At 45.2% G+C, this 18,074-nt stretch carries 20 protein-coding genes; 15 read left to right on the top strand and 5 right to left on the bottom strand.

All coding sequences use genetic code 11. The features are described from left to right. Positions 1-65: 65 nt before the first annotated feature. The 6 genes from OZ401_RS10235 to OZ401_RS10210 all read left to right on the top strand — a co-directional run bounded on the left by OZ401_RS10235 (position 66) and on the right by OZ401_RS10210 (position 5,569). Positions 66-974, top strand: coding sequence for a nitrilase-related carbon-nitrogen hydrolase (locus OZ401_RS10235; protein ID WP_341468133.1), 909 nt, complete (start codon positions 66-68; stop codon positions 972-974). Positions 975-988: 14 nt separating this feature from the next. Continuing rightward, positions 989-1,885, top strand: a complete 897-nt coding sequence (locus OZ401_RS10230) for an NAD+ synthase (protein ID WP_341468132.1) — start codon at positions 989-991, stop codon at positions 1,883-1,885. A gap of 385 nt (positions 1,886-2,270) precedes the next feature. Next, entirely contained in the window at positions 2,271-2,699 is a 429-nt protein-coding gene (locus OZ401_RS10225) for an OsmC family protein (RefSeq protein ID WP_341468131.1), read from the top strand. Positions 2,700-2,853: 154 nt separating this feature from the next. Next, positions 2,854-3,240, top strand: a complete 387-nt coding sequence (locus tag OZ401_RS10220) for a hypothetical protein (protein WP_341468130.1) — start codon at positions 2,854-2,856, stop codon at positions 3,238-3,240. A gap of 175 nt (positions 3,241-3,415) precedes the next feature. Beyond that, positions 3,416-4,972: a TolB family protein gene (locus tag OZ401_RS10215; RefSeq protein WP_341468129.1), complete on the top strand. Its 1,557-nt coding sequence runs from the start codon at positions 3,416-3,418 to the stop codon at positions 4,970-4,972. Positions 4,973-5,041: 69 nt separating this feature from the next. Beyond that, positions 5,042-5,569 (top strand): HIT family protein, encoded by a 528-nt coding sequence (locus OZ401_RS10210; protein ID WP_341468128.1) that lies wholly within the window; start codon positions 5,042-5,044, stop codon positions 5,567-5,569. A gap of 121 nt (positions 5,570-5,690) precedes the next feature. Here OZ401_RS10210 and OZ401_RS10205 read toward each other — a convergent pair whose 3' ends face one another. Then, complete coding sequence (locus OZ401_RS10205) at positions 5,691-5,948, bottom strand: hypothetical protein (RefSeq protein WP_341468127.1); 258 nt, start codon at positions 5,946-5,948, stop codon at positions 5,691-5,693. Between the two features lie 414 nt (positions 5,949-6,362). On the opposite strand from OZ401_RS10205, the gene OZ401_RS10200 reads away from it, so the two are divergent. The 4 genes from OZ401_RS10200 to OZ401_RS10185 all read left to right on the top strand — a co-directional run bounded on the left by OZ401_RS10200 (position 6,363) and on the right by OZ401_RS10185 (position 9,122). Then, entirely contained in the window at positions 6,363-6,584 is a 222-nt protein-coding gene (locus OZ401_RS10200) for a hypothetical protein (protein ID WP_341468126.1), read from the top strand. A gap of 191 nt (positions 6,585-6,775) precedes the next feature. Further along, positions 6,776-7,423, top strand: coding sequence for a TetR/AcrR family transcriptional regulator (locus OZ401_RS10195; protein WP_341468125.1), 648 nt, complete (start codon positions 6,776-6,778; stop codon positions 7,421-7,423). Between the two features lie 3 nt (positions 7,424-7,426). Then, positions 7,427-8,326 (top strand): ABC transporter ATP-binding protein, encoded by a 900-nt coding sequence (locus OZ401_RS10190; protein ID WP_341468124.1) that lies wholly within the window; start codon positions 7,427-7,429, stop codon positions 8,324-8,326. Continuing rightward, on the top strand, positions 8,319-9,122 hold the full coding sequence (locus OZ401_RS10185; RefSeq protein ID WP_341468123.1) for an ABC transporter permease: 804 nt from the start codon (positions 8,319-8,321) through the stop codon (positions 9,120-9,122). The genes OZ401_RS10190 and OZ401_RS10185 overlap by 8 nt, the downstream gene beginning before the upstream one ends. Before the next feature lie 28 nt (positions 9,123-9,150). Here the strand turns inward: OZ401_RS10185 and OZ401_RS10180 are convergent, their stop codons facing one another. Next, on the bottom strand, positions 9,151-9,846 hold the full coding sequence (locus OZ401_RS10180) for a class I SAM-dependent methyltransferase (RefSeq protein WP_341468122.1): 696 nt from the start codon (positions 9,844-9,846) through the stop codon (positions 9,151-9,153). A 145-nt stretch (positions 9,847-9,991) separates the two neighbouring features. Further along, positions 9,992-11,359, bottom strand: coding sequence for a TolB family protein (locus OZ401_RS10175; RefSeq protein WP_341468121.1), 1,368 nt, complete (start codon positions 11,357-11,359; stop codon positions 9,992-9,994). Between the two features lie 322 nt (positions 11,360-11,681). Here OZ401_RS10175 and OZ401_RS10170 point away from each other — a divergent pair, with 322 nt between their 5' ends. Further along, complete coding sequence (locus OZ401_RS10170; RefSeq protein ID WP_341468120.1) at positions 11,682-12,887, top strand: acyl-CoA dehydrogenase; 1,206 nt, start codon at positions 11,682-11,684, stop codon at positions 12,885-12,887. A 6-nt stretch (positions 12,888-12,893) separates the two neighbouring features. After that, on the top strand, positions 12,894-14,024 hold the full coding sequence (gene folK / locus OZ401_RS10165; protein WP_341468119.1) for a 2-amino-4-hydroxy-6-hydroxymethyldihydropteridine diphosphokinase: 1,131 nt from the start codon (positions 12,894-12,896) through the stop codon (positions 14,022-14,024). A 33-nt stretch (positions 14,025-14,057) separates the two neighbouring features. Here the strand turns inward: folK and OZ401_RS10160 are convergent, their stop codons facing one another. After that, positions 14,058-15,017, bottom strand: a complete 960-nt coding sequence (locus OZ401_RS10160) for an RDD family protein (protein WP_341468118.1) — start codon at positions 15,015-15,017, stop codon at positions 14,058-14,060. 445 nt (positions 15,018-15,462) lie between these two features. Between OZ401_RS10160 and OZ401_RS10155 the strand changes: the two genes are divergently transcribed. Beyond that, entirely contained in the window at positions 15,463-15,900 is a 438-nt protein-coding gene (locus OZ401_RS10155) for an OsmC family protein (protein ID WP_341468117.1), read from the top strand. Positions 15,901-15,977: 77 nt separating this feature from the next. On the opposite strand, the gene OZ401_RS10150 is transcribed toward OZ401_RS10155, so the two are convergent. Beyond that, positions 15,978-16,157 (bottom strand): hypothetical protein, encoded by a 180-nt coding sequence (locus OZ401_RS10150; RefSeq protein ID WP_341468116.1) that lies wholly within the window; start codon positions 16,155-16,157, stop codon positions 15,978-15,980. Positions 16,158-16,441: 284 nt separating this feature from the next. Here OZ401_RS10150 and OZ401_RS10145 point away from each other — a divergent pair, with 284 nt between their 5' ends. Further along, positions 16,442-17,485 (top strand): oxidoreductase, encoded by a 1,044-nt coding sequence (locus OZ401_RS10145; protein WP_341468115.1) that lies wholly within the window; start codon positions 16,442-16,444, stop codon positions 17,483-17,485. 14 nt (positions 17,486-17,499) lie between these two features. Next, complete coding sequence (locus tag OZ401_RS10140) at positions 17,500-17,970, top strand: heme-degrading domain-containing protein (RefSeq protein ID WP_341468114.1); 471 nt, start codon at positions 17,500-17,502, stop codon at positions 17,968-17,970. Positions 17,971-18,074 lie beyond the last annotated feature (104 nt).

Below are 18,074 nucleotides of genomic sequence, written 5' to 3'. Positions count from 1 at the left end.
TCTTCTCCTATAATGCCAGTTAATGTATGTTTGACATTAACTCAGAATTTCTGAAAGGTGACGCCATGTCCGATAAGCTTAAAGTTCTGTTGGCACAGTTCCATCCCAAAAAGGGAGATTATAATCACAACTTGAGCCGCATCGGCGACATCTTCGAGCAAATTGAAGCGGATAATCTGGATGTAGATATAATTGCCATGCCTGAAACGGCTATGAACGGCTATTTTCTGGAAGGTGGGGTGCGCGAATCAGCCCGTAAGCAGCAAAGAGTGTTTGAAGACTTGCAAAGCGAATACCTGAAGCGGCGAGGATTGGATGCGCCCCTATTGGATATTACGCTCGGTTATTATGAGGAAGTAAACGGTGTGTTTTTTAACGCGGCTCTATACCTTACGCTCGGCGCAGAACGGCAATCACAAGGCATCTGGAAACCCGGTATTATCCACAACCACCGCAAGTTTTTCCTGCCAACCTATGGCGTATTTGATGAAGAGCGTTTTGTGAGCAGGGGTAGGCGCGTGGCAGCGTTTGATACCCGCTTCGGCAAGTTTGGTATTCTAATTTGCGAAGATGTATGGCATAGCATCACCAGCACAATTCTGGCTTTACAAGGCGCACAGGTAATCTTTGTGGGTAATGCCAGTCCGGCGCGTCACTTTGAAACACACGAACCCGGTAACCTGACACGCTGGCGGGAACTGGTAAAAAATATCTCGGACGAGCATAATCTTTATACCGTGTTGACGAACCTAGTGGGCTTTGAAGGGGGCAAGGGTTTTATTGGCGGTTCAATTGTGACCAACCCCTTTGGTGAGGTAATTTTGAACGGACCTGTTGCCGAAGAATGCCTGTTATCGGTTGAACTAGATGTGCGAGATATGATAGTAGCGCGGGCGGAAAACCCTTTGCTGGCTGATTTACTCAACAGCTTGCCCGACCTGATTACAGAACTAAATGCTATTGAGCGCCACTAAGAGGAAATTAACCTATGAATCATAAATTTACGTCAGAAACCAAGAGATTTCGCCTTATCAAGCAACCTAATCTGAGCGGAGACGAGATTGCTTCACACTTAATCCAAGTAAACCCAGCGTTGGTGCGAGATTGGCTCGTAGCCTTTCTCCGCGATGAAATTATTCGCAGGCGCAACTACAATAAGGCAATCATCGGGCTTTCAGGGGGAGTAGATAGCGCGTTAGTGGCTTACCTATGTGCCGAAGCGTTGGGACCGAAAAATGTGGTGGCTATTCGTATGCCCTACCGTACCAGCAATCCCGAAAGTCTTGAACACGCCCAACTGGTCATTGATGCATTAGGCATTGAAACCCGCACCATTGAGATAACCGGAGCAGTAGAGGGTTATATCGGCGCGTATGAGCCGGAAGCTAGTGGACGACGGCGCGGTAATGTGATGGCACGCCAGAGGATGATTATTATCTTTGACCAATCAGAAAGGTATCACGCCCTTCCGGTGGGTACGGGCAACAAAAGTGAGCGGCTATTCGGTTACTATACTTGGCACGCTGATGACTCGCCGCCCATCAATCCGATTGGCGATCTCTACAAAACGCAGGTGTGGGAACTTGCCCGCTTTATGGGAGTGCCTTCGGTTATCGTAGATAAACCAGCCAGCGCCGATTTAATTCAGGGACAGACCGATGAAGGCGATTTTGGTATTAGCTACTACAAAGCTGATAAGATTCTGGCTTTGCTGTTACGCGGCTACAACCGAGAGCGAATTATCGAATCAGGCTTTCCAGCAAGCGAGGTTGATTTGGTAAAGGGGAGGCTCGACAGCACTCACTGGAAACGCCACCTGCCCACCACCGCTATGCTCAGCAGCACTTCGATAAACGATTATTATTTACGCCCGGTGGATTATTGATGAATGATTAGGTAAAGCTACATAAAACGATTTCTCGCGTGTTACGCCATAAGCCTCGCCCTTTTGGATTTGAATCGGATAAGCAAGGCTGGATTCCCTGATGTAAATTTCGGAAATTAGCTTCATTTTGGTCAACTATATATGTGTTTTTCTAAAATATCTACGCAGGTAACTAGATTCCTTGAATCTCTATGGTGGTCTTATAACCAACGTCGACATAGTTAGCAAATTCCGCCAAGATTGCTAAATGAACAGCGATAGGGATGGAAAAGACATATTACTTCGAAAGAAAAGTTAAAAGGAAAATTATTGGACTGTAGCCACTCACATAAGATAAACTAAAGATGTAACTCAATGGATTTTTATAAGATTAGGAGAAATGATAATGGCAATTAGAAAAGCAAGCGCGACATGGGAAGGCAACCTGAAAGATGGTAAAGGCACTTTGAAAGTGGGTAGTGGAGCCTTTGAAGGACCTTTCACTTTCATTTCGCGGTTTGAAAACAGCGGAGATACAAACCCTGAAGAGCTATTGGGTGCAGCCGAAGCTGGATGTTTCTCGATGGCGTTGGCACACGGACTCAGTCAAGCAGGACATACTCCCAAAAGCGTTCGCACCGAAGCTAAAGTGAATTTGGCATTGGTGGAAGGGGGCTTCAAGATTACCACTATTGAATTATCAACCGAAGCAGAAGTACCGGGATTGGATAATAGCGCTTTCCAGGAATTTGCGGAAAATACGCGCAAGACCTGTATAGTATCCAGAGCGCTCACGGGAGTCGAAATCTTGCTGGAAGCCAAGTTGGTCGGCTAAATTTAGCATGATTATGGTGTTAAGAAGTATCAGTGCGCGGGGCTGTTAGAGCAGTTAAGAAAACGTGCCGCTCTTTCAAAAGGCGGGTGTAATTATTACGTAGCACCCGCCTTTTGAATAACAAGCTAATATTTTATAACTGAGGAGTTATCGTATGGACGAAGCACAAGTTAAACAAATATGTACAATGTTAATTGAGATAACACCTGACCTGATCGAAGATTTATACCAGTCTATGCTCAATGAACCTTCTATTTACAAGCGTTATAAACCTGTAGAATTACATTCTTTCTCAATAGAAGGAGTTAACAGTTTCCGAGATGTATTGATTAGTTCTTTGCAAGTAGGATTACCCTTCCTGGTAAATTCAGAATTGGGATGGTTACAAAAATTGTTGGCGGCTCGCAAAATTGAAGGGGACAGAGTACATATTTTTCTTGAACTGATTCGAAATAGACTGAAAACCAATCAATATGAGGTTGAGACTGCCAATGCTTTAAGCCAAATATTGGAGGAAATAGAAGCACAAGTAAAAAAATAACTATCTGCTATAGCTGAATTTCTCTGAATGAGAGTTCCTTGTATAACACCTCATTAATTCTTATCTTATTTCCGAAATTTTGCGCGGCATTCGGATTTTTGACAGTCAGGGCTTCAACCTGTAATATTATAGTTCTTATTACGAAAAAGAATGTTTCAGGAGCATTTAAAGGCTAATGGCAGACAAAAAAACCAAACCCCCCAGGAGTCATAAACCGGGCGCTGGCCCGTTAGTACAGGAAGCACCATCACGTCGTAACAAAACACCCGGCAGTGTACCACCTCCAAAACGTGATTTGTGGAAGACTATCCGGGAAAATTTCGGATGGGGGCTTATAATCGGGCTACCAGTAATTATTGTAGTATTGGCTTTGTTGTATCGTGCTACAGACGGTTTCAGCTTTAAACCCCAACCGACTGCCGTTCCTATACCGACTGTCGCGCCTACCCCGACCGCTGGTTCATATGTAACGCCGCCTCAACCTGCGGCAAACCAAACTAGTAACCGAGTTTTGTTCCTAGCTTCACCTGATCCTCAGAAGGGGCAGCAACTCTTCACCGCTAATCCGGATGGTTCAGAGGCTGTGCAGTTGACCAATACACCTGAAATTAAATCTAATCCGGTGTGGTCGCCTGATGGAAAGCAGATTGCTTTTACTGCCCAAAACGCAGGCGTACAGATAGTTAACTATGATGGTTCCGGGCTGCATACTCTGGCTTATAACAGCTTTTCTCCGGCATGGTCGCCAGATAGCAAGAAAATTGCTTTCCTGCGCTCGGAAACAGCTAAAGATGGGCGCGGACCAAATAATGATGGCTCAGTGCGCATACTTTATGTGATCAGCGCCGATGGCAAGCCCGGTACTGAGCAAGCAATCGCCTATGACGCGCTTGGGCAGGTTTGGGCACCCGATGGTAATGAGATTGTATTTTTCTCACTTCGAAACTTGGTAGCCTTTACAGTTGAGCCTAAATTGGGCGCAACAGTGCGACAATTAACGTTGCCTAATAATCTGGGAGTTTGGTTCCCGGCATATACTCCGGATGGAAAGAACATTATCTTCTACGGCACACCTAATGCGAATTACCTTTCTGCCGGTTTAGATTTAAATGCATCTTTCTTAACACCTACGCCTAGCCCATTGCCGAGCAACACCCCCACTACAGTTGCAACTACAACCGCAGGGGGTACGCCAACAACCCCGCTTCTTACACCTACCGCTATTCCTAGCCCCACCCCAATGCCTAATCAGGTTTCTAACCTGTATAGTGTTAACCGGGATGGTAGTGGATTAAAAACATTGGTAACTATTGAGGATAACAACAATAGAAGCGCCGATAGTATGTTGGCGGCATATATCAATAATGGTGCAGAGGGTGTGGCATTCCTGAGCAGTAAGCCGTATTATCGGATGGGTCCGGCATATTCGGCAGATGGCAAAAAAGTGGCAGTTCCTCTTCTCAACAAAGATTCCGCAGGTATTCAATTGGTAACTCTGGACGGGTCAGGTCAGCCGATTAAAATTATTGCCGGAGAGGGCGGTCTTGAAGCCGGTACACGCCTGAACCCGACTTTCAGTGCAGATGGAACGCGCCTATACTACTTGTTCCAGCCAAGCGCACGGGACAAATCGGTTGAAGTACGCTCCTACGACCTAACGGGTAAGAGCGAAACGTCTTTTGCTAAGGATAATACCTACGGCTTCCCTACTTGCTGTGGGTTCAAAAAATAGTTAGGTTTGTAACTCTCCACCGTATTTGCAACGGTGGAGAGTCGCTTCTAATCTGAGAGGAGCCATTCGGTGGATATTCTGTGGACACCATGGCGTTTGGACTATATTCTTGGCGCAAAACAACCCGGTTGCGTACTGTGCCAGAAGATTCATGAAAACTCGGAAAATGACCCTTCTAATCTGTTGCTCTACCGAGGGCAACATAGCTTCATTGTTTTAAACCTTTACCCTTACAACAACGGACACTTGATGGTAGTACCTTACCAGCATACCAGTGACCTAACTGCGCTTGCCCCTGAAATTGTACAGGAAATCTTCGATTTGACCCAACGTTGTGTGGCAATGCTAAAAGCGGTTTATCGGGCGGATGGTTTCAATTTGGGCATGAATCTGGGCAAAGTGGCGGGCGCTGGAATAGATGACCACCTTCACCAACATATTGTGCCACGCTGGAATGGTGACACCAATTTTATGCCGGTACTGGCACAAACTCGCACAATGCCAGAACTGCTTACGGATTCCTATTCCAATTTAAAAACGCATCTGGATGATTTCTTTAACCAGCCGCAGACAAATAAAACCAGCCAGCTAGATTAATAAAAATAAGGTGGTCTTTGGTATATCGCATATTGCGGTTTGTTTATACCTGACCACCTTAATATTTTAACTGCCATAAGTTATAAAATAGTAGTTACAACAGCGCTAGAGTGTTGTGTTACTACTTTGCAGACTTATCGCTGCGATCCAGGTTGCGCACCAAGGTCGAATCAATCAGCTCGCTTACATCGTCAACCACAACTCTTACCGCTTTGAAAGCAGAGCGGACAGTGTCAGTGGCATACTTCCGAGACTCACCCGGCAGAAAGCTGAAGGGAATGGATATTAATTCAAATTGCAGATTTACTAGTTGTCGAAAAAGATTTTCGATACTAGCAGAAGCGGCCTTTACTTCTTCTTGTCTTACTTCAGTTGCCATAAGCTTGTCACCCCTTGTATATAATTGTCCAATCTTATGACGCAGTGCGTCATAAACATAATATAGGGTTTTTCAAAAAAAATCAATACTTTTATTAAAAATCACTACCTTTGCACTAAGCGACAGCTTAGAACAGACCCTGATTGACGCGACCAAATCCTTGAAAGGACAGACAGACGAATGTTTATGGCTAGGATCGTTCAAGAAAATGGGTCGGGGTGGTCTATAATGTCCCATTGTTGTGCCTGATCAAACTTGGCTGGCACACTGTAGGTTTTTAAGCGTTTGAGACCGCGCTTTTGAGGAAGATACCAACCTGAGTAGGACTAGACCAGTTAATTCTTCAATCTTTGCCACTGCCTGTGGAATACTGACAGTCGGATGTGCTAAGAAATAGGCTTCGAGGCTCGCATAATGGGCTTGGAGTTGGTTAGTGGAACGATAAAAGTTAATCTGGGTGAGTGCGGCGACGCCACCGAGTTGGTATTGCTCAAAGTAAGCTCTGAAGGAAATGTCACAAATACCCACCAATTGAGCAATTTGAGAATGGGTAGACCTTTATTAAGTACAAAGCTTCCATCTTGCGTTGCACTCGCGGGTGAGGATGGTGGTAGCGTTGGTACTCAATTTCTTTAAGTTCAGTCTCACTGATGTTAAGCTGCAACATTACTTCTTCTCCTTTTTGCTACTTGCAGCTATTTTAACATTATTCTCAGTTTATGACCTTTATTAGTATAAATCCCTATTGACAACTTATTTGGTTGGGAGTAAGATGGGGTTAAGTTAATTAACTAATTGGTTAATTAATAAAAAGGGAGCAAGACCTGATGGCAAGACCCGACACAAATTTTGAAGAAAAGAAGGCACAGCTTGCGCGAATGGCTACCACCGTTTTTGCCAAGTATGGTTATGAGGGTACTACCAACCGTTTGATTGCAAAAGAGATGGAGCAACAGACCGGAGCTTCTTTTACTCCTGCACTCATTTATCATTACTATGCCAGTAAAGAAGATTTATTCAAGGCAGTGGTGAACCAGTTTCCGCCCCCTCAGAAACTCAGCCAAGTTATTCAGGATAATGTGGACGCGCCGCCTGAAATTTTACTGCGGAATATCGGGGTAACTTATCTGGAATTATTTGAAGATCCGATTACTGCCAGTTTGATGAGGATGTTACTAACCGAGGTGCAAACCCATCCTGAATTGGCACGTATAGTAGCAGAGCGAGTTGTGCCTTCGGTGGTGATGCCGCTAGCCCAATATATTACAGAGCAAGTAGAGCAGGGCAAGTTTAAGTCGGCTAATCCGGTAACGTTACTTTTCCAATTCTTCAGCCCTCTTTTTCAGCGCGTCTTATTAAATTCATTAGGGTTCTTTTCAGTCTTTCCTATACAAATACCTGCTAGGGAAGAATATGTAAATAGCCTAGTAGATGGTTATTTACACGGTGTTTTGGTTGAACAGAAGGGAGAATAATTTATGGTAAACGGCGTAGCTGGACAATTTGCCGTAGAAATAAAAGGTCTTCGCAAGTCCTATGGGAAAATTGAAGCGCTAAGAGGTATCGACCTTACGGTGGAGAAGGGTACTATTTTTGGGTTACTGGGGGCGAACGGCGCGGGTAAATCTACAATGATTCGGATACTGGTAGGTTCATCGAACGCAAGTGGAGGAGAGGTGAAGGTGCTAGGGTTAAGCCCTTTCCACGATTCACACAAGTTGCGCCATCGTATCGGCTATATGCCGCAATTACCCGCCCTGTACGATGACCTGTCTGCTTTTAGCAATGTATTATTCTTTTGCTCGGCGCATGGCATTGATAATCCTAAACAGCGTGTGAAAGAAGTTCTGGAATTTACCAACCTTACCGCTCGCCAGAATGATGCAGTAATCGGCTTTTCAGGCGGAATGAAGCAACGTCTTTCGCTGGCATGTGCTTTGGTTCACCAGCCCGATGTGCTTTTTCTAGATGAGCCAACAGCAGGGGTTGACCCGAAGCTACGAGAACAATTCTGGAAGCATTTTAGGGAACTGGCGCAGCAGGGTAAAACAATTTTCGTCAGCACTCACATGATGGATGAAGCGATACTGTGTGATAGGCTGGCGATTATGAATCAAGGGGTGGTGCTGGTGCAGGATACGCCCAAAAATATCATGCAAATGGGACATAGTCAGGTACATGTATGGAGTGGTGGGCAGGAAAAAGTGTTTGCCATTGAGGATTACCGGGCGCAACTTCCGATTCTATTGCGCGAGTTTAACCTTGATAACGGTGTATCGAGAATTGAGATTGAAGAAGACACCCTTGAAACCATAGTATTAAAGTTGCTTAACCAAACCAAGCCTGAGCAATCGGAGAGAGAGGCTAACCATGTCTAGCGTTACTAGGGGAGGCAATCCCGGCGAAGTGCATCGCGCCAGTGGCAGGTTCAGCGGGAAGCGTTTGATTACCATCTCTCGGCGGGTGCTGCTTCAACTACGACACGACCGCCTTTTTTTGGCACTATCGTTGCTGGCTCCGGTTATTATGGTGCTATTTCTCAAAATCTTTTTCGATAGCATGAAGGGTCCCGGTTTCGTGGTAAGCCGCTTTATTGTGCCCATGGGGGCTTTCCTGATTCACTTCTTCACTTATATCCTGTGCGCTATTGCGTTAGTGCGCGAACGCTCCCATGAAACTCTAAGCCGCATGTTTGTAAATGGCTTTCGGCGTGGGGAAATTATTCTAGGCTTTCTGCTGGCATATTCGTTGTTGGCTACGCTACAAAGCCTGATTGTACTGGTATTGCTAGGCTGGCTCTTTGAACTAAGCTACGCCTTTGAAATATACGCTTCTATTTATCTGGTTATCTGGCTGTTGGCGGTAATCTCGGTTGCGCTTGGAATCTTCCTGTCAAACTTCGCCCATAGCGAAGCGCAGATGATACCCACCATCCCGTTGGTAATTCTGCCTTCGGTGTTTTTATCCGGGATTATCGTAGCAGTGGACAAACTGCCGGATTGGGTACAACCTATCAGCCGTATCTCGCCCTTATATTACGCCAATAACGCGCTGCAAAAACTGATTCTGCCCAACGGTTCATTGGGCGATGATTTGAGCAGTATCGCAGGGTTGCTGGCTTACGGGTTGATAGTATTAACGCTGGGCAGCTTAACTCTTAAAGAACGCGATTAACAGTTTAATTCATATGACTCAGGCTGGATTATGCTTTTCGGGCTATCCAACCTGAAGTCAGAAAAGCGTTGTAAAAACGTTTTATATCACTGAATCCGGCTTGTTCCAGCAACGTCAATACCATGTTTTCAGGTGAGAATTGCCCACCTGTGAGGGCTGTCTGTAGCACATTATCAACATTTTTGGCACTGACACCGTTGTGGATTATAAAGTCACGCCATCCGTTGAGCATTTCCTTGAAATCCGGGTCTGCGGTATCTCCATGGTGGCTAAGATATACTAGACTTCCTCCCGATTTGATATGGCTGGATACTGTTTTCAGCAAAGACAGCTTACCTGCTACATCCGGTATAAAATGCAACACCAGCATTAAAGTTGCGGCATCATAGCTTTCACCCTCCGGCAGGTCGGTGGCATAACCATGCACTAATCGCACCCTCTCACCCAAACCATGCTGTTCCACTTTAGCCTTCGCAATACTCATCATTTGTTCGGAAGGGTCAAAGCCGGTCATGCGCCAGCCGGGCATTTTTGTACCGAAAGTAACCAGTTCCATTCCAGTTCCGCAACCGCCCACCAATAGGTTTGCATCTGTTGGCAGCCTGTCTTTTAATAAAGCCGTGACCATACTAAAAATCTGCTCGTAGCCGAAAATTGATTGGCGTACGAAATTATCATATGCCTCTACAAATCCAGAGTTAAAGTCAAACATTTTATCTGACATCTATTTTATCCTTAAATTATGCGGTGAAAGAAAAAGAGTGTAGAAAGCTCCAGTTAGGTGCAATGATTATAGACACTATCAAGTGGTTAATCAAAAAGGAGCCTTTGCAGGCTCCGTAAGGGTTTTAGTCGAAAAATTAGCTGATTTATTTTGCCCATGCCAACACGCTATAAGTGCCGCTGCCAAGTTCCACCCAACTCGCCACGTTCTGTCCGCTAAGAGTCACTACCACCAGCGTGCCACGCACTGCGCCAGTCGCGGAACTGGAAGTGCCGGTTTTGATATAAGCCAGTTTTTTGCCATCAGCCGACCATGCCGGCTTAGTTGCGCCAAATCCGGCGCGTACCCCGCCGATTTTGGTTTCCGTGCTGGCATCCAGTTTTGGTTGAGCTTTCGAGGAATCAAAAATATCCAAATCCATCACGCCGGTTGCGGGCAAACCCTCGACTACCATCAAACTGCTACCCGGCGCACCCAACACGCGGTTGAAGCCGCCCTCGTAATTGGTACTCCACAGCTTTAGTTCCTTGCCGTCGGTGGCATTCAGGCTGAACAGTAAGCCGCTATGCCCTAGCGTAGTGAAAGCAATTTGCTTGCCTCCATCCACGAACGCCGGGGAGTTAATAAATTCGGGAAATACTTGGAAGGGGAAGCCAGATTGACTCCAATCGGATGGGAATTTTTTAGTGTTAATCGGCTCCCATTCGTTTTTCCCTTCATTGTTAATGATATGCACTGCGTTTTCTGTCGCGTAGTTATAATCGGCGGGAATACGCCCATCCGTTACAAAGACGATGCGTTTGCTATCGGAAGCCCATGCGCCTTGTTGCCCATCAGCGAGCTTGCGCGGGTTTATGTTGCCCAACTCGGTGATCCAGAGTTCGTGTTTATCCTTGAAATCGTACTTACCGTCTTTATTGCTATCCAGAATGCGGGTAAACAGCAAGAATTTCCCATCGGACGAAAATTCTGGATCGCTATCGCTGGTGGCAGCGGGTTGCTCGGAAACTAATTTGGTGGGAGCATCTTTCAGATTTGAAAGGTATAGAGAGTCTACCCCGTTCTGTCCTCGCAAACTTGCTGCCAGCATATTTCCCTGCGCCGAAAGCGCAATATCGCCGGATGCGCCTAGCTTCGTGCCGTCCACCACCTGTTTCTTTTCTTTGGTATCGGTATCGAGCGTATAAACATTGCCGTTTTCTACATAAGCCAGCAGGTTACTGCGAGTCGGTGTGGGGGTTACAACCGCCGCTGTGGTAGTAGTTGCAGCAGTGGTGCTTATTGCGCTTGTAGTGGCAGGCGTAGTGGTTGCGATAGTGGTCGGCGTAACTGTCGGCACTTCAATAACAGCCGTTGTCGTTGGTTTAGTAGCAACAACCGGTACGGCGGTGGCTGTGACAGGGATTGGGGTGGCAGGCGTGGTGGTAGGGGTGCTATCACCGCAAGCAACTATCAGCCCTGCAAAGAGAAGCAAAACCAGCATTAAGGTTAATTTTCTAAAATTTCTGTTCATCGCTTTTCCTTCCACCGCACATCCTGCCTTTTGTTTATTAGTTCTGCTAATTACCAAGAAACAGACCCTAATTAATTATATCACGCTTGTTATAACGGCTTGAACAGGGAAAGCCAAAATGCGACTATCCTCATCTTTTATAACGTATAGCGAGCATAACAGTCACAGCAACTATCGAAATAAAAATATGACTGTAGTTTCATTCCTTATTTTATGGACAAAATTTTACTTGTGAAATTTGGTGAAACTGGCTTATTTCTGTTAAAATTATGGGGTAATAGCTGTCTATAAACTGGCGAGCAAACAGAGGAGAGGTACAAAGATGTCAACCACTACCAACACTTATAAGATGTATAGCAAAGATGATTTTAATCTCGAGTTAAACGATGACGAACGCGAGATACTTAATATGGTACGCGACTTTGCCCAGAATGAAGTAAAGCCTCGCGCCGCCGACAATGATGCTACAGGCGAATACCCTGCCGACCTCGTAGAGCAGATGTCCGAATTGGGTATTATGGGGCTATCGTTTCCAGAGAAATACGGCGGGGCAGGGCAGAGTTATATTCTCTTTGCGCTGGCAGTGGAAGAATTGTGCGCCGCTTGCGCCTCTACCGGGTTGGTATTTGATGTGAATATGAGCCTCGGGGCAGAGCCGATCTTGTTTTTCGGAAATGAAGAGCAGAAAATGAAATGGTTGCCGGGTATGGCAAGTGGCAAGAAACTGGGCGCGTTGGCTATGACCGAACCGGGTGCTGGAAGCGATGCTGCCGGTATCAAAACCCGCGCAGTACGTGACGGCAACGACTATATTATCAACGGCTCCAAAACCTTCATTACGCTGGGTAGTGTGGCTGAAACCTACGTGGTTACTGCTATAACCGACCCTGAGTTGCGGGCAAAGCATCGCCACATCAGCGATTTCGTGGTGGAAAAGGGCACTCCCGGTTTGAGTTTTGGTCAGCCGATGCACAAGATGGGCATTACTGCCAGCATGACTACCGAAGTATTTTTTGATAATGTGCGCGTACCTGCTTCAAATCTGCTTGGTCAAGAAGGTGATGGCTTCAAGATTACCATGGACACCCTTGATGGCGGTCGGGTAGGCGTAGCGGCACAGGCAATCGGCATTGCGCGCGCTGCCCTTGAAGACTGTATCGAATATGCTACACAACGCAAGCAATTTAATACCGCTGTTACCGAATTTGAAGGCATCCAGTTTATGCTAGCAGATATGGCTACTGCGATTGATGCGGCTCGCTTGCTGACTCTCCGTGCTGCCTACTTGCGTGACAAGGGTATCCCCTGCGCTCGCGAAAGCAGTATGGCAAAGCTATTTGCCGGAGATACCGCAATGAAAGTAGCCACCGATGCGCTACAAATCTTTGGCGGTTACGGTTACATCAAAGAGTACCCGGCTGAACGGCATATGCGTGATGCGAAGATTACTCAGATTTATGAGGGTACGCAACAGGTTCAACGCTTGGTAGTGGCGCGCCAAACTCTGAAAAATCTGGCAAAGCGTTAATTATCTGTGACTACCGTTTATCTTGCGCTGGGCGCTAATCTGGGAAATAGAAGAGCTAATCTTGCTGCCGCGCTGGAACGTCTCCGGCTAGGCGGCAAGTTTAAGATCAGAGCGGTTTCCGGCTTATACGAAACCCGCCCGGTGGGGTACATTAATCAACCCGATTTCCTGAATATGGCGTTGGAAGGGGAGACCGAACTGTCTCCACTTGATTTGCTCGATAGCCTAAAACGGATAGAATTATTGGCGGGGCGAGATTTCTCTGCCCCCCGTAATTATCCCCGCCCGCTTGACCTTGATATCCTCTTTTATGGTGATCACTTGGTCAATGAAGATAGGCTTCAGGTTCCGCACCCGCGCTTGCATGAACGTGCCTTTGTGCTTGCACCGCTTAACGAGTTTGCCCCCCGTTTTACCCACCCTCAACTTCAAAGCACTATTGAAGATTTACTGGCTACCTTCGACCTTGAAAAGGAAGGCGTATTTCGTTATTGCGCCGAACCGGGCTTGCAAATTCCTCCCCCCCGTTTTCTTTTTGTAACTGGCAAGCTAGCTGCTCCTGTTCTGGAACAATTTCTGCATGATCTAAGCACTCAGCTTAACTTTACCTACGGTATAGCTAAAATGGATATGGATGTCGCTGCTTTTATGAGCGTGCGCTATATTGCCGACCATCTCAAGCTTCCCGAAGAAGAATCCGGTATTTACGACTTGCTGGTTATTCCCGGTTGGGCTAAAGGCGATCTGGCTTCTCTTGAACGAATCAGTGGTATAAAAGCAGTCTTAGGACCAACCGACCTGACGGAACTGGAAAGTTGGTTGGAATTACAGATTCGCTGCACTAAGGCTTCGTCTAACGCCACCCATTACTATACTGAAGAACAGTTGCGGGAGATACAAGCACGCCTGACCGATTCAAATATCCGAATCTTTACTGACGGCAAGTGTATCTATGCCTTTAATGATCAGTTGTTTGTGTCCGGCGGTATCGAGGATAAGGAACTGCGAACACTGTTTCGTCAGCTTGGGGTTGATAATGCTTCACACGCCTTTTACTTGGGGCGCGAACTTTACAAAGCTGCTATGAGCATCCGCTTAGGTTTGCCCTATCATCAGGATCGAGATTTAGCACTATAAAAGGCTCTTGACAGGAGTTTAGCCTCTCAAAGCTCAATTTCCAGTAGATAGAGGGATGGCTTCGACTACATACGTACTTGCCATTTTGTCATGCATACCTTGTTTCCCCTTATCCACCAGCATTACATACAACACTGCTATATAGCCGATTATATATATTGCCAAAACCACTATCATAATGGTAAACAATGCGCTAATAAATTGCCCTGCTATTCTAGAATTCGATTGGTTTAGGATGTTGTCATCTATTAGCAAAGGCAGCACTAAATTAACCGCTATTCCGGCTACTAAGCCCAACCCAAAGCTATAAAGGATTCCCCATAATGCTCTCAAAACGGCTGAACCCAAAGTTATGGGAGTACCACCGCCGTGAATGACTTTGATGTGGTTGATACGATGCCCAATAGTTTGTCCGCCCATAAATACTGTTATCACATGATAGAGAAACGGAATCGTACTAACCATAATTATGGTGAGTAAATTCGAGAATATCCACTCAAAGAAATTGGAGTTGCTGGATAAGCTAGACTCGGTGCTGGTATAAGACCTTGATTTTTGGCTAGAGCTAGTGGGCATAGTTACGCTGGCAATACCAATAAAGATAAAGAAAATGAAATAGAATAAAAACGACAAAAGATAGGTGATAATCGAGTCGATTACTGCGCCCCAGAACCGTTCCATTAATCCGGCTAGTCGCATTATGACGGTTTCTCCCTCTTCTCCAACATAATAGTAGCAGCCTTTGTAAACTCCAGTTTCAACCTTTGGAGAAGGAGGCGCTTTTGGCTGACCAAAAGGCGGTGGTGGTGGCGGAGCTTTTATTGTCTCTGCTACTGGTAAGGGTTCAACCTGTTGCCATGCGGGTGGCTTATTCGTTTCGTTTTTATCTGCCGGGATACTTTTTTGCAACAAATCTTCAATTGATAAAGCTGACATAGCGGATGGATTGGCTGTTGTATTTCCGGCAGTAACACTCGTCTGTGTCGGTTTCATCCAAGAAGGCATAAATCCGTCATAAAGATTGGAATCAGGACTTTCTGAGCGAGCTAAGGGCGAATTACAAATAAGACAATGAGTTGCGCTTGCTAAATTTGCAAACTGGCAGTTTGGACAAAGCATTTTGTTTCATCCTTAAATTTAAAAGGTAAAGACTGTGGCTAAAAATATTGCACAATACTGTCCTTATTATTTTAAGTCAACTTTAATTCTAAATAAATAGCTTGTTGTATAACTGGGTAAACATCAGAAATTTGCGTGGTAGAAGAAACCGAGGTATCTCGAAAGTTGTAATGGGAGAGCAACTGAGTTCAACTAGGTTGGTCATTATACAAAAATCAGGATTTCATCTCGTTTTATGCCTATATATATGGAGTATGTATATTATAATGGAATAAGCATCAAAACAAATAGATGAAGTCGAGAGAAGGAGAACAGCATTATGCTAAAAGAAGTTACAGTAAACTGGGAATCTGGAATGAAGTTCACCGCCACTGCCGAAAGTGGTTTCACTGTTATAATGGATACCAAAGCCGAGTTCGGGGGTTCTGATGAAGGCTTTACCCCTAAAATGCTTTTGCTGGTATCGTTGGCAGGCTGCACTGCAATGGATGTGATTTCCATGTTGAAAAAGATGCGACAAGAGGTAATCGGCTATCGTTTAGAAGTAAAGGGCTGGGAACATGAGGAACACCCCAAGAAATTTGACCGGATTGTGGTGGAACATGTGGTTGAAGGTCACAACCTGAATCAAGAGTCGGTTGATAAAGCCATTGCCCTTTCACACGAGAAATATTGCTCAGTATCTGCCAGCCTAGCGGGTTCAGTCGAGATAGTTATGACTTCGCGTTTAGTAGAAATAAGCTCAGCAGTAGATTGATAAATCGCAAAGGGGCGACAGCATCGCCCCTTTATGATTCAGACTGAGGATTAAGCTTTGGTAGGTGTTGCTTAATGCTACTTTACCAACTTTTGTTGAGCGTTTTGCTTGTTGTCAGGTTTTGTAGGTAGCAACCGGGTAAGTACCCCAGTTCTTATATCACTAATAACGGTATCGGTAAAGTTTTCCCACTCCCCATATACTATCTTTTCATCTATTTGCTTTGCAGTGCCGACTGGCTTAAGTATTTTACCCATAATACATACCCTTTACTACGCAAATACTTTGATCTAAACCCTCATTTTTGATGATTATATATCTAACATAATAGATTACTTCATTCAATTTTTAAAGGATAAAATGGATGGTTTTTATCGTATTTAATATTATCTTAATACTATCCTTTAAAGCTACCCGCGCATACTACTTTAGTCTGGTTAGCTCTCTTTGGGAGAAATAAATAAGCACATCTAAATTGTCATTCCTCTCCTTAAGTGGTAGGATAAATTCACTTATTTTATGAAGGAGAACCTGTAAAAGTATGTCCATAATCAAAGTTGGTATTATCGGCTACGGACTTTCGGGCGCAGTTTTTCATGCCCCATTGATCTCACGCCTCAAAGAATTTGAGCTTTACAAAATAGCATCTTCAAACCCCGATAAAGTACATAAAGATTACCCAGAGACACTGGTAGTTGCCAGCCCCGATGCGCTAATAAATGACCCACAAGTTGATCTGGTGGTAGTTTGTGCCCCTAACACCAGCCATTTTTCCTTGACAAGTCAAGCGCTCAATGCTGGTAAGCATGTCGTGTTGGAAAAACCATTTGTTAATCGGCTTGAGGAGGGCGAGGAATTAATTCGCCTTGCTGCTGAAAACAAATGTATATTGAGCGTGTATCAGAATCGGCGTTGGGATGGCGATTTTCTGACTATAAAGAAGTTGATTGAAAGTGATGTGCTGGGCGAAATTTACACTTACGAATCCCACTTTGATCGTTTCCGACTTGAAGTAGGCAACAAGTGGCGCGAACAAGCGCTAGAGGGTTCGGGTATTCTGTTCGATCTGGGCGCACACCTGATTGATCAGGCATTGCAGTTATTTGGCAAGCCTCAAACAATCTGGGCTGATGCTTTCCCACAACGTCCGGGCGCAACTACTATTGATTATTTCCACCTTATCCTCGGTTATGAGCGCTTACGGGTAATACTCCATTCTGGTACAATCAATAAAAAACCTGGTCCTCGTTTTCAGGTACACGGTACCAAAGGCAGTTATATTAAATACGGGCTTGATCCACAAGAAGATGCGCTCAAAAGAGGCATGCGTCCCGGTGACTCGGGTTGGGGAAAAGAGAGTTCGGAATTATACGGTGAGCTTTTTACAGGCGCAGGAGAACTGACTCTAAGCGGGAAAATCGAAACCTTACCCGGTTCTTATGAAGCCTTTTATAATGTCATATACACTGCCCTAACAGATGGCACACCTCCGCCAGTGACAGCGCAAGAGGCATTGGAAGTAATCAAGTTTATTCAACTGGCAGGGCAAAGCAGCCGTGAAAAACAAGTGCTGTTAGTAGACTAAGAAGGAATAAATTCATGGAAGATTTTAATAAATTGCTGCAAGAGTTACAGCAGCAAGAGGATTTAATCCAGTTCATTGAATTTACCAATGACACTGCCTACGAAATTGGAACATGGTTGGTGGATATTGGTAGAAGAGAAGGCAAGAGTTTTACCGTAGATATTTGCCGTAACGGGCAACAACTATACCACTACGCTTTGCCCGGCACTACCCCCGACAATGACGAATGGATTAAGCGCAAGAATCGGGTGGTGAACCGCTTTAATCATAGCTCATATTTCATGGGAATTTATTACAAAAGCCGCAATACCACTATTGAGGAAAAGCACTTTCTAAATCCCGAAGAATATGCTCCCCATGGTGGCTCATTTCCTATTATTATCAAAAACGTAGGGGTAGTTGGTACAATTACAGTTTCCGGGCTACCGCAAGAAGAAGACCATCGCCTAGTGGTGCAGGTACTTATGGAATTTCTCGGCTTATAAATTTAGGAATAAGAAAACCCACTAACTCAGCCGCTTACTTCTAAGTGGCTTTTTAATACCCACCTAGAACTGGGTCTTTTCAAAATTAGAGGTGGTTTGGTTTT

The sequence above is a fragment of the Candidatus Chlorohelix allophototropha genome (assembly GCF_030389965.1).
GTDB classification, from domain to species: Bacteria; Chloroflexota; Chloroflexia; order Chloroheliales; family Chloroheliaceae; genus Chlorohelix; species Chlorohelix allophototropha.
Note: the sequence above shows the minus strand (reverse complement) of the source record. Positions and strands in the feature narration are given on the sequence as shown.